Source organism: Staphylococcus nepalensis (genome assembly GCF_002442935.1).
GTDB lineage: Bacteria > Bacillota > Bacilli > Staphylococcales > Staphylococcaceae > Staphylococcus > Staphylococcus nepalensis.
The window spans coordinates 839436-852450 of the sequence record NZ_CP017466.1 but is presented as its reverse complement, the minus strand read 5'-3'; the positions used below and the strand labels follow the sequence as shown (position 1 = coordinate 852450).

Below are 13015 nucleotides of genomic sequence, written 5' to 3'. Positions count from 1 at the left end.
ATAACAATGCATGGCTTTTCTATTTACTTAGGACAACCCATTGATAAATCGTATATTACACGAATGATCTCTTTTGGATACACTACGGTTTTCACATCTGTCCAAATTCCTGAGGAGGATGATAAAACAAAATATCGCTATTTGGGAGAACTATTAGATTATTTATCAAACAATCATCTGACGTATATGATTGATATCAATCCTTCATTGCTGGATCACTCTTTTTATGAGTTTCTGCAAGCATATCAACATGCGCAGTTTATAATTCGTATTGACCACAGCACTTCTATTGAAGTCATTAATGATATCATCAATCATGGTTTTCAATGTTGCTTGAACGCAAGTATACTTTCCGAATCAATGCTACGACAACTGTATGAACAACTAGATGATTTTTCCTATTTATGTTATTGCCATAACTATTATCCACGCCCTGACACTGGTTTAGATGATCAATTTGTAAATAAGCAAAACATATTAATTCTTAAGTATAATCCAAACGCGACTATTTTTGGATTTATCGCAGGAACAACCGCTCGAGGCCCTCTTTTTAAAGGGTTACCTACAATTGAATCAACCCGAGATAAACACCCTGTAGAAAGTGCGCAACTACTATTAAATAATGCGACGACGCAAATTTTAATCGGTGACTCTAAACTAGATGAGACAACGGCGCAGCAATTAATCAGTATATTATGTCATAGACACTTTACTTTTACGTTAAATTTATCCGACTTACAAGCAACATCTATATTACAACAGCAACATACGGTCAGGCCTGATGCCCCTAATCTTGTTGTTAGGTCCCAAGAAGCACGTCATTATTGTACATTTGACATTAAACCTAACCAAACCATATACCGAAGAACTGGCAGCGTTACGTTAGATAATAAATTGAATCATCGCTACCAAGGTGAATTACAAATTATACGCACTGATTTACCTGCCCATCAACATGTCAATGTTGTTGGTGAAATCATTGCATCAGAACATGCATTAATTCATTGCATGCAACCAAACGATACTTTTAACTTTATTCTTAAAACAAGGGAGCAAAATTGATGAGCAATTTAACAACCGAATCTAGAAATGACGCCACAATGCATTTAGATGAAATGACAATAAAAGAAATACTTGAAACAATGAATGACGAAGATCAAAAAGTGCCTCAAGAAATCAGAAAAAGTATTCCTAATTTAACTAAAGTTATTGAAATTACGACCCAGCAATTCAGAGCTGGCGGACGCATTATTTATATGGGTGCGGGCACTAGTGGCAGATTAGGTGTACTTGATGCTGCTGAATGTGTGCCAACTTTCAATACTTCTTCAGATGAAGTGATTGGGTTAATTGCAGGAGGACAAAAAGCAATGACTATGGCGGTCGAAGGCGCAGAAGATAGTGCGCCTTTAGCAGCAGAAGATTTACAACATATACATCTGAACGAGAAGGATGTCGTAATTGGTATAGCAGCAAGTGGGCATACGCCATACGTCATAGGCGGTTTACAATACGCGAATGACGTAGGCGCACACACTATTTCAATTGCTTGTAATACTGATGCAAAAATAAGTAAAGTAGCAAACAATTCAATTGAAGTGAATGTAGGCCCTGAAATATTAACTGGTTCTACGAGATTAAAATCAGGTACAGCACAAAAACTAATACTCAATATGATTTCCACTGTGACGATGGTCGGTGTAGGTAAAGTTTATGATAATCTTATGGTAGACGTAAAAGCTACAAATCAAAAACTAATCGACCGTTCTATTCGTATTATTCAAGATATCTGTGACATTTCACAACAACAGTCCCAACAATTGTATAAATCAGCAGATCAAAATCTAAAAATTGCTATTGTCATGCATATGTGTGACATCTCTAAAGTGGAAGCAACTAAGCGTTTAGAAGATAATAATCATATCATTAAACAAGCGATTAAAAATTAAACACTGATATATAGGAGGTTTGTCTGATGTCTAAAGAGCAAACACTTGCGGAAAATATCGTCGATGCAGTCGGTGGCCTAGACAATATGGATAATGTCATAAACTGTATGACGCGCGTTAGAATTAAAGTGATTGATGAAAATAAAATCGATTATGATAAATTAAAAGCTACTGAAGGCGTTATAGGTGTTGTGAAAGATGACCGTGTCCAAATCGTAGTTGGCCCCGGCACTGTTAATAAAGTAGCGTCACATATATCTGAAATAAGCGGTGTTCGTTTAGGTGAAACGATCCCCCACCACTCAAGAAATTATAAAGCTGAGACTGAAGCAAGGGCTAAAGAAAATAAAGAAGCTTTTCAAAGTAAGCAAAAACGAGGTAAATTCAATAAATTATTAAAGACAATTGCTAATATTTTTATACCTTTAATACCTGCGTTTATTGGTGCAGGTTTAATTGGCGGTATTGGCGCAGTATTGAGTAACTTATTAGCAGCTAATGTTATATCTGGAGAATGGATAACACAACTTGTCACTGTCTTTAATGTAATTAAAGATGGTATGTTAGCTTATTTAGCAATATTTACTGGTATTAATGCGGCAAAAGAGTTTGGTGCGACACCAGGTTTAGGTGGTGTCATTGGAGGAACAACATTATTAACTGGTTTAACTGACGAGAATATGATTGTTAACATTTTCACTGGTGATCCTTTACAAGCAGGGCAAGGTGGGATTATCGGCGTCATCTTTGCTGTTTGGTTATTAAGTTTAGTTGAAAAGAGATTACATAAAATTGTGCCGAATGCAATCGATATTATTGTCACACCTACAATCACACTGTTTGTAATAGGTTTATTAACTATATTTATTATTATGCCTTTAGCAGGTTTCGTATCTGATGGTTTAGTATCTGTTGTCAATGGCGTTATAGATATCGGTGGTATCTTTAGCGGCTTTGTAATCGGTGCTTTCTTCCTACCATTAGTTATGTTAGGATTACATCATATATTTACCCCTATTCATATTGAGATGATTAATCAATCTGGTGCTACTTATTTACTACCTATTGCCGCGATGGCTGGCGCAGGACAAGTGGGCGCCGCATTAGCACTTTGGGTAAGATGCAAGAAAAATACTACACTAAGAAATGCGATTAAAGGTGCGCTTCCTGTAGGTTTCCTAGGCATTGGTGAACCTTTGATTTATGGGGTCACATTACCGCTTGGAAGACCATTCTTTACCGCGTGCATTGGTGGCGGCATCGGAGGAGCAGTAATTGGCGGCATCGGACATATTGGTGCCACTGCTATCGGGCCAAGTGGTATTTCGTTATTACCTTTGATTTCAGATCATATGTATTTAGGTTATATTGCTGGATTAATCGCTGCTTATATCGGTGGTTTCCTCTTCACCTTCTTCTTAGGTACAACAAAATCAATGAGAGAATCTGATAACTTAGGTGGTTAAACTATGACCAACGTACTTTATAAAATTGATAATATGTATGGAACTTTTACAAAAAGTGAAAAGAAAATTGCTGATTTTATTTTAAATGCACCACATCGTATTATAAACATGTCTGTTCAAGATCTTTCAAATGAAATCAATACAAGTACAGCTTCGATTGTGCGTTTTAGTAAAAAAATTACTGAAAAAGGGTTTCAAGAACTTAAAATAACAATTTCACGTTATTTGCCTGAAGATGCAATCAATAATAATTCGATGGAACTAATAGATCATGAATCTGTGGATGTTATTAAATCAAAAATGCTTGCAAGAGCCACAGATACGATGAGTTATGTTGCATCCCAAATTGAGCAGCACAACATAGACAATATATGTGACGCATTAAAACAGGCGCGTACGATATTCTTATTTGGATATGGTGCATCACTCGTAATCGTTACAGATTTATATCAAAAATTGTCTCGAATCGGACTAAATGTAAGGTTAATTCAAGAAACACATTTATTGATGACTACAATGGCTACACACGATGAACAAGATTGTGTTATTTTCGTAACGAATCAGGGTACTCACAGTGAAATGCAATCAATGGCCAAAGTCGCCACAGATTACAACATTCCCATTATTACCATATCAAGTTCTACTGATAACCCTGTGGCCAAAATTTCGGATTATATTTTAACTTATGGTCAAACAGATGAAAATGAACTTCGTATGGCTGCAACAACATCCTTATTTGCACAATTATTTACAGTAGATATCCTTTATTATCGATTTATTGCGTTAAATTATCAACGTTCTTTAGATTCCATTACACAATCTAAAATGGCACTTGATAATTATCGTAAGCATTTATCTAAAATTCAATTTAAGCATTGATGCATCACTTTTTAATCTATAATATTTCAAACAAAAAATGAGAGCAGGGCAGAAATCACAGTTTTCAAAAATGATTTCGTTGTCCCGCTCTAGCAAAGAAGATTATCAAAACAGTTAGGTTAAGCGAATTACATAAGCATGCGTTCATGTATAAGTGTTACTTTAGAAGCCGCACTTTATCCGCTACGTCTATATAATATAAGAGCTCGAGACATTATTGATGTCTCGGGCTCGTTTTTATGCGAATCTTTTATCCTTATATTTCAAAACGCTTTTGAAAGTTTATTAAAAATAATCAATGTTAATAATGTATTACACCGCTACTTCACATCGCTTTGAAAGATATCAAAAATATTTTTGGCATTATCTGTATTATCTATGTTACCTTTAAATTTCTCACTGCCAGGACCATAAGCATACGTATTTACATCCTCTCCAGTATGACCTGTAGTTGTCCATCCTGTATGTGATTTATCATTAATAGGTTTTTGTACTGCATCTTGAACTTTTTGCAATTGTGCTTCATATTTATCTTTGTCTTTTTTAAAGTCTTTCAGTTTCTTAGCTTCTTCTTTTATATCATCCATTTGATTTTTTGAAATCGCGAAACCATAGCCTTTATTAATCACTTTTTCGACGTTTTTACCTTTTTCAATTTCTTCAGTCATGTATTTACCAGAATGCTTCATTTTATGTATTGAATCTGGGTTCCATACATAATCTTCGCCTTTAGCAATAGACAGTCCACCTGTCGAATGATCTGCTGTCGCTACAACCAGTGTATCTGGATTATGCTTTGCGTAGTTCGTTGCATATTCAAATGCTTTTTCAAATCCTTCCATTTCCGACATCACACCTGTTATATCATTTGGATGGCCTGCTTTATCGATAGAAGCCCCTTCAACCATTAAGAAAAAGCCTTTATCATTTCCTTTTAATTTACTTATAGCATTATCTGTCATATCTACTAATGTAGGGTTTTTATCTGGTGCATCAATTTGCAAAGGCATATTATTATCTGCAAATAACCCTAAAATTTGCTTACTTTTTGAATTTTGCATTTCATTTTTATTAGTAACTACATCATATCCATCTTTTTTAAATTTATTTTTTAAGTTATCATTATCTTTACCAAAATACGCCGCGCCTCCGCCAAGTAATACATCAACTTTGTGTTCTCCATTAATTTTATCATTATAAAATTGTTTGGCGATTTCGTTCTTTTTATCTCGGCTATCTACATGTGAAGCATAAGCAGCCGGTGTAGCATCTGTGATTTCAGCTGTAGAAACTAGGCCAGTCGATTTTCCATTTTCTTTCGCTTGTTCTAAAACAGTTTTGACTTTATTTTTATCAGCATCTACGCCAATGGCCCCGTTATAAGTTTTATGTCCAGAACTAAATGCAGTTGCGCCTGCAGCTGAATCTGTAACATTTTCTTTCGAATCATTTGGATTTGTACGTTGACTCCCTACGTGGTATTTATCAAACGCAGTTTGCTCCATTTCTTTCGTTTCTGGATTATCTACAAAATAGCGATAAGCCGCATTATATGAAGGTCCCATACCATCACCGACTAAAAAGATGACATTTTTAGGGTTTTCTGTATTACCCGTATACACGACATCTGACGTTTTTTGAGCATCTTCTGATGTGCTTTTTTGGCCAGATGCATAAGTTGTTTGTACACTACCCAATGATCCGCCTGCAATCATTACACTTGCTACAGTTGCAGTAGCTAACTTATTTAATAATTTCATAAATGATTAACTCCTTCTGATATGTATTATGACCCTGCAAGTTAATTGTAAATCAAGTGTTTTGAGTGAATGTATCGATTAGATTAATTTTTTGTAAATAAATTATTCATGATTTACAATTTTATATCCTGCTTTAAATCACTCTTTTTAGATAGCACATAACATGGACAAATAAAAAGGTTAGGATAGAAATCTAAATTTTAAAGGCATGCATTATTCTGTATGACCTTCACTGCCTAAATAACATTTAAGGCCGAGACATTATTTTGCCTCGACCTCATTATTTGTAGCTGCCATGTAATAACTTGAAAAACAGCTGAAAATGTTATTATAGTATGCAATTATCTTATTGCTTAAAGTTGCTTATCGTCACTTAATTTATGGTAGCCTTTCATATAGTAAAATAGTGTCATAAATCCTAAAAATACGATACCAATAATAACTGAAACTACTGTTTCTTTATTAAATAACATGCCAATGAGCACCATGATAAAGAAAGCCATCGTAATATAATTCGTTACTGCTCCACCAGGCATTTTAAACGGATGATCCTTTATCTCTTCAGGATGATTTTTTCTAAATCTTAAGTGACTGATTAAAATCATAAACCATGGCACCATACCTGGCAAAATAGATGCACTATATACATAAACAAAGATGCTGTCTGCACCTTTAATAAATAATGGTAAAATAACGTTTAATAATGCACCAATTAATATGCCAACTGCAATTGCAGTTACTGTCCAAACTGGAACACCATTTTTCATAACTTTACTAAAGCTTTTAGGTAGCATACCTCTTTGAGATAAGTTCAATGTCATACGACTAGCACTAAATATACCAGAATTACATCCTGACATTGCTGCAGTTAGTACGACAAAGTTAATAAGTCCTGCAGCAAATGTAATACCTACTTTTGCAAATGTCGCAACAAATGGACTTCCAATATTTCCTAATTCGTTCCAAGGGTATACAGTTACAATTACAAAGATAGCACCTATATAAAAAATTAATATACGCCAAATGACACCGTTAACCGCACTTTTAATATTCTTTTGTGGGTCTTTGGTTTCTCCTGCTGTAATACCAATTAATTCAACACCTTGATACGAACCAATTACAATTGAAAGGGCAAAGAAGAAACCAATCCAACCGTTAGGCATAAATCCACCATGAGCCCATAAGTTAGAAAGCCCAATAGCTTCTCCACCATTACCAATTCCAAAGAAAATCAATCCAAAACCAGCGATAATCATTAAGATAATTGTTACTACTTTAATCATGGCAAACCAAAATTCAAATTCTCCAAATGCTTTGACTGATACCATATTAGCTCCCGCTAATAAAAGTACTACAATAATACCTGGGATCCATTGAGGCAAATCAGGGAACCAATAATTCATATATTCTCCGACAGCAATTACCTCACTCATACCTACTACAACCCACTGGAAAATATTACTCCATGCTGTTAAATAGCCTGTAACTGGGTTTATGTAATCACTTGCAAAATTTGCGAAAGAACCAGAAGTTGGATGTAAATATACCATTTCTCCCATAGCTCTCATTACTAAAAATAAAAATAAGCCCGCAATTAAATATGCAAATATAACTGAAGGCCCAGTCCATTTAATCGTACTGGTCGCTCCCATAAAAAGACCTACACCAATCGTACCGCCAAGTGCAATCATTCTCATTTGACGTGCACCTAGTCCCCTTTGTAATTCATTAGTCTCATTCATCATTCAAACCCCATCTCATTCAAATATAAGTGAAAGCAAATCACTTATTATGTCGCTATTATACTATAAATTCAAAAAATTTAAATAATTATTTTTGTTAATGTAAGCCCTTACATCAACGCTATCATTATAGTTTATTTAATAGTAAAAAGCAATGTCATTTTTGCTTCGATTTATACATCTGGGACCTTATACTTAAGTTTCGCCCTAACGCATCTTATAGTCAGTATATCACTGGTATAAAAAGTAGAAAGTGATACTTAGGTACAGCCACAAGTTCATATAATCTGCTTAACCTTAGTAACACTTATGCATGCGGCAAGCTTAAGTCATTCGTTTAAATGAATATCTCTTTGGTAGTGTGATTTACCTATATAAGGAGACTAAATCTCTTTTAGAAAAAGATGATTTTTGTCTCACTCCTCTATATCCTGTTATATAAAACCAAAAATAATTTGTGATTTATTTCACAAATGCGTTATATCATAGTATACTATCTTTAATTAACGGAAAGTGAGGTTAAGGTTTTGAACGAGAAAAATATTAAATGGGATAAAGTTTTTTATGGTAAAGCATGGGTGCATCATGTGGTAGAAACAATTCGAGCCAAAGATATTTTACAAAGCTTTTATTTAAAACGATACTTATTGCGTGCGATTATGGCAGGGTTTATCTTAGGTGTCATCACAGTGTTTGTATTACTTATTAAAGCTGCCTTAACACCTAGTGTTTCTGTGGGTTTAACTAATTTAATAGCTGCTATTGCATTTAGCTTTGCATTAGTGCTCATACTTTTCACAAATTCTGAACTTTTAACTAGTAATTTTATGTATTTTACAGTCGGTCTCTATTATCGCGTTATCACCCCTATGCGTGTCTTGAAAATATTTATAATGTGCTTTATTGGCAATGCTTTAGGCGGATTTATATTCTTTTTATTAATTCGAGCTTCAGATGTTATGACACCTGCAATGATGCAACAGCTAGAAAGTACGATTGATCATAAGACATTATCCGCAGGTTTTATAGCAATTATGATTAAAGGTATTTTTGCTAATTTTTTTATTAATATTTCATTGGTCATCGCTATGCAAATTGATGATGTTTTAGCAAAAATGTTTGTCATGATGTTTGGTGTCTCCATTTTTGCATTTATGGGTTATGAACACGTCGTATATAATACAGTACTTTTTGCCGGTGGGATAGTTTATCAAAGTGACATTTTCTCAATTATTCCAGCTGCCATTAACCTGATTGGCGCTGGTATTGGTAATTACATAGGCGGCGGCTTAGTGATTGGTTTATTCTACGCTTATTTAAATGACCACCATCAATATCATGGAGATAAAAAGCATGCCAAATATTGAATATTATTTTGATTACATTGGTATAATTTACAATAGATGAAATTATAGTTACCTTACTTTATATGGTATAATGCTCAATAGATTTTATTAAAAAGGAGTTCAATATGAATAAACATCTATTGAAGCGAACAATCACAGTTGCAATTATCTTTGGTGTGTTGTTTTTCTTAATTAATTATTTTAGTAGTAATGATCCTTCTGCAGGCCCATTAATTTTAAGAAGTCTGCTTACCATAGTCGTATTTGGTATCTTGTATTATTTTATTTTTGCCATTGTGAACTCACCAGAACGAAAATATAAATTTGGAATCACGCTTCCTATCTCATTACTAATTGCAATTATTATTAGCGCCATGTTTTCTGCACTTAAAATAGGCATTATAGTTGGACTCATCATCGGTATAATAGCTGGTTATATTTGGGAATTTGCAGAAAAAAATAAAAATGGTGGTGATCAGTCATGAGTATTTTTATAGGTATTGTTGTTGTTGTTTTATTAATTGTAAGTCTAATCCCTAATTTAAAAGCTGTTAAAAAATCGAAAGCTACAGGCGAAAAGAATCCACGTTTTGCAATTATGGTAGGTATTGACGCTATTCTGCTTGTTTTAGTTGTTGTAACGCTTATATTTCAATTCTTAAAATAATACTTATCTTTAGGGAACACGATCGTTTCCTCTATTCATAGTTTATAATAAACCCCTGATCTGAACATTTTTTCATCCAAGTGTTCAAATCAGGGGTTTTAATTTATTAAAATTGATCTTGTAATACTAAATAATATAATACGAACGCGCCCAGTAAATAAATGAAGCTTCCAACCATAAACGATTTAAATTGAATTTTCAAAGGCACTTTTTTATTAAAAATAGGACCAAGCACTAAATTGCCGATAGCTAGAACAATAGGACCGCCTAAGAAAAATAAAATTAAATAACCATTCATATTTCATTAGCCTCTACTTTTTTCAAAATAGTTTTCGATAATTTCTGTGCCGGTTAAATCTTTACCAACATATGAAACGTGGCTAAAATCTTGTTGTTCTGTCATTTCGTTTGTATTCACAATCACATCTAATCCTGCATTTACAGCTGCAGTAGCACCATTGACTGAATCTTCTATTGCTAGGCAATTAACCGGATTATAATTTAATCTTTGAACCGCTGTTAAGTATAAATCAGGACTCGGTTTGATTTCTTCTACGTCCTCACGTCCAACTACTACATCGATATACGTATCTAATCCCAATCTGTCAAATGTCGGTTGAATATCATTTCTAAAACTACTTGTAGCAATAGCCATAGGAATATGACGCTTTTTACAGTATTCCATTAGTTGCTTAATATGCTTAACCATAGGTAAATTTGCACTTGTTTCATTATGTTCTTTATATATGGCTTCTTTGCGTGCTTTGCCAAGTTGTGCTTCTAAATGCTGGTGCAATGCTGAAGCAAGCCCACCAATTGATTGTCGATAAAAATCAAATGTCACTTCCTGTAAACCATAATAGTTTAAATGTTTATTTATAATCTCGAATAAATGTTTTTCTGTGTCTACCACTGTGCCGTCAAAATCAAATACAACCGCTCTATACATACATTTTCCTCCCAAAATATATAAGTTCATATTATTGTAAGTGTATCATATTTACTACTGTGTAAGGTCACGTTTTATATTATTGAAATCAAAAAAGAGAGTGAGACAGAAATCATTTTATAAAATGATTTCGTTATCCCACCCTGACAATGATAACTAAAAAAGAGGTCCACAGCTAAAGCGCCAGTATTAATCACTAATAGAATCAAGTAGATGAACGTGAGCTAAAACACATGCACAAACGTTGTTAATTATCATTCTAGCCATCTACTATCAATATCACATCCAGGGTTGAAACATGATTGACGTGCTAGAGTCACACTAAAATATGCAAAACGATAATTCAAAAATCATAACTTTAAGTTTGTCATCATTTCAAACATCCCATGCCGATTTCAAACCGTAAATGTAATATTGATTTATTTTAAATGATTACCTCTTTTTATAATACATATATTACAATTACTTATGTCAACATTGTGTTCACCTTTTATTCCAATATTTTGCAAGTATTGGACCTGTAATATTATGTATTAAGCTAAATACGGCCCCTGGCACCGCAGATAATGGGCTAAAATGTACCGTTGCAAGAGAAACCGCAAGACCAGAATTTTGCATACCTACTTCTATCGATACAGCTTTTTTATCTGGACGATCTAATTTCATAATTTTTGCCAATGTATAACCAAGCGTATAACCAACGATATTATGCAAGATAACAACAGCAAATATAAGCAAACCAGTTTCTAATATTTGCGTTTTACTCCCGCCAACCACTGATGCGAGTATTAATGAAATAGCTACCACTGATACAATTGGTAAAGCTGTCGCAGTTTTATCCGCGAATTTTTTAAATATTTTTTGAAGTATAAAGCCAATAATAATAGGTATTAAAATAACTTGAACAACTGACCAAAACATACTTAAAAATGAAACCTGTAGCCATTCATGCGCAAATAAATATATTAAAGCTGGCGTCAAAAATGGCGCTAACAATGTAGAAACACTCGTGATAGCCACTGATAGAGCAACATTCGCATTTGCCAAATAACTCATCACATTACTAGATGTTCCACCAGGACAACATCCGACTAAAATGACACCTATAGCTACTTCTGGTGGCAAATGAAATAATTTAGCAATTAAAAATGCAGTTAAAGGCATAATTGTATATTGAAGTACAACGCCTATAATCACTGAACGTGGTGCTTGGAATACGATTTTGAAATCTTTAGGGTCTATCGTTAACCCCATGCCTAACATTACAATTCCTAATAAATAAGGTACCCAACTACTTAAAGTAGCAAGTTGCATTGGGAATATAAACCCAATAATCGCTGCAATGAGCATCCATACCAAGAATGTGTTCGTTGCAAACTTACTCACTTTTGATAACATCTAGAAACACTTCCCTTTATGTATTAATAAAGAAAAATGTACCATACTTTAAAATCCTAAACAACAGAATTTTCAAAATATTCGCAATCTGATTATATAAAAATATAAAGAAAATGAACACTTCGTTCTAAAGACCTAGTGTCTTCTTCGAAAAAGAGTGGTACAATTTAATAGAATTTAAAACATGTATAATTTTTAAGGACAATAATATATTAGGTTTAATACGCACTTGTCACTTTACATAGATACGGAGGTATAATATGTTTTTAGATAAAACTGAAACGTTTGTGTTGAACATCAGTGGTTTGAATAAACGTGCCATTCGCAAAAATTTAATTAGACTTTGCAAGCAAATTCACTTTTGTGAATCATTTAAGTTTGCTATTTTCAAAAAAAATAATTTGTTTGCTTTAGAAGTTAATTTATCAAAGCAACAATTACCTTATTTAGTAAGTTTTCTCAGTTTCCATAATTATTTAATCTATCAAATACTAGAAAGTAATCACTCACATGAACTCATCGATCTAGATCATTTGTTATTATCATCTAAACGTTTTGAACTTGCTGTTGACGGCCTTCATGACGCATTCATTAAAGATAAAGTTATCGATATCATGAATTTAATCAATCAAAAAGAAACTATCGTTTATACCTTCAATCGTAATACCATCAATGTTTCTTGTTCACCTACCGTTTTCGCTAAATTAATCCATGCTATCGCTACACACAATATTGACATCTATAGTGCAACATACCAACCGCGGTTGATGCATAAAACTAGAATTTCTTAGAAGTAATTTAAACTTAATAATATAATATGCTAAACTACGACAGAAATCATACTCAAAGTAATTTATAA

13 protein-coding genes are annotated in these 13015 nt (G+C 33.5%); 8 read left to right on the top strand and 5 right to left on the bottom strand.

The annotated features are described in order from the left end of the window. The first annotated feature begins 6 nt into the window (after positions 1-6). From BJG89_RS03710 to BJG89_RS03695, 4 genes are read left to right on the top strand one after another with little or no spacing between them, the layout of a single operon-like run. Positions 7-1062 carry a MupG family TIM beta-alpha barrel fold protein gene (locus tag BJG89_RS03710; protein WP_096808616.1) on the top strand — a complete coding sequence of 352 codons (1056 nt, stop codon included), beginning with the start codon at positions 7-9 and terminating at the stop codon, positions 1060-1062. Continuing rightward, positions 1062-1949, top strand: coding sequence for an N-acetylmuramic acid 6-phosphate etherase (murQ, locus tag BJG89_RS03705; protein ID WP_096808615.1), 888 nt, complete (start codon positions 1062-1064; stop codon positions 1947-1949). Before BJG89_RS03710 ends, murQ begins: the two co-directional genes overlap by 1 nt. Positions 1950-1975: 26 nt before the next feature. Next, positions 1976-3415, top strand: coding sequence for a PTS transporter subunit EIIC (locus BJG89_RS03700; protein ID WP_096808614.1), 1440 nt, complete (start codon positions 1976-1978; stop codon positions 3413-3415). Positions 3416-3418: 3 nt separating this feature from the next. Further along, positions 3419-4294 carry a MurR/RpiR family transcriptional regulator gene (locus tag BJG89_RS03695; protein WP_096808613.1) on the top strand — a complete coding sequence of 292 codons (876 nt, stop codon included), beginning with the start codon at positions 3419-3421 and terminating at the stop codon, positions 4292-4294. A 320-nt stretch (positions 4295-4614) separates the two neighbouring features. On the opposite strand, the gene BJG89_RS03690 is transcribed toward BJG89_RS03695, so the two are convergent. After that, positions 4615-6054, bottom strand: a complete 1440-nt coding sequence (locus tag BJG89_RS03690) for an alkaline phosphatase (RefSeq protein ID WP_096808612.1) — start codon at positions 6052-6054, stop codon at positions 4615-4617. Between the two features lie 353 nt (positions 6055-6407). Then, positions 6408-7796 carry an amino acid permease gene (locus tag BJG89_RS03685; RefSeq protein WP_096808611.1) on the bottom strand — a complete coding sequence of 463 codons (1389 nt, stop codon included), beginning with the start codon at positions 7794-7796 and terminating at the stop codon, positions 6408-6410. A 527-nt stretch (positions 7797-8323) separates the two neighbouring features. Between BJG89_RS03685 and BJG89_RS03680 the strand changes: the two genes are divergently transcribed. From BJG89_RS03680 to BJG89_RS03670, 3 genes are all read left to right on the top strand, one after another. After that, positions 8324-9163 carry a formate/nitrite transporter family protein gene (locus BJG89_RS03680; protein ID WP_096808610.1) on the top strand — a complete coding sequence of 280 codons (840 nt, stop codon included), beginning with the start codon at positions 8324-8326 and terminating at the stop codon, positions 9161-9163. Positions 9164-9267: 104 nt separating this feature from the next. Next, entirely contained in the window at positions 9268-9627 is a 360-nt protein-coding gene (locus tag BJG89_RS03675) for a hypothetical protein (protein WP_096808609.1), read from the top strand. Beyond that, positions 9624-9809, top strand: a complete 186-nt coding sequence (locus tag BJG89_RS03670) for a hypothetical protein (RefSeq protein WP_096808608.1) — start codon at positions 9624-9626, stop codon at positions 9807-9809. Before BJG89_RS03675 ends, BJG89_RS03670 begins: the two co-directional genes overlap by 4 nt. A 106-nt stretch (positions 9810-9915) precedes the next feature. Here BJG89_RS03670 and BJG89_RS03665 read toward each other — a convergent pair whose 3' ends face one another. From BJG89_RS03665 to BJG89_RS03655, 3 genes are all read right to left on the bottom strand, one after another. Further along, positions 9916-10107 carry a hypothetical protein gene (locus BJG89_RS03665; protein WP_096808607.1) on the bottom strand — a complete coding sequence of 64 codons (192 nt, stop codon included), beginning with the start codon at positions 10105-10107 and terminating at the stop codon, positions 9916-9918. Positions 10108-10113: 6 nt separating this feature from the next. Beyond that, positions 10114-10758 (bottom strand): HAD family hydrolase, encoded by a 645-nt coding sequence (locus tag BJG89_RS03660; protein ID WP_096808606.1) that lies wholly within the window; start codon positions 10756-10758, stop codon positions 10114-10116. Between the two features lie 483 nt (positions 10759-11241). Then, the gene (locus BJG89_RS03655) at positions 11242-12156 is read right to left on the bottom strand and encodes a bile acid:sodium symporter family protein (protein WP_096808605.1); all 915 of its coding nucleotides are present in this window, start codon (positions 12154-12156) and stop codon (positions 11242-11244) included. A gap of 260 nt (positions 12157-12416) precedes the next feature. Here BJG89_RS03655 and BJG89_RS03650 point away from each other — a divergent pair, with 260 nt between their 5' ends. Continuing rightward, positions 12417-12947: a hypothetical protein gene (locus BJG89_RS03650; protein WP_096808604.1), complete on the top strand. Its 531-nt coding sequence runs from the start codon at positions 12417-12419 to the stop codon at positions 12945-12947. The last annotated feature ends 68 nt before the right edge of the window (positions 12948-13015 follow it).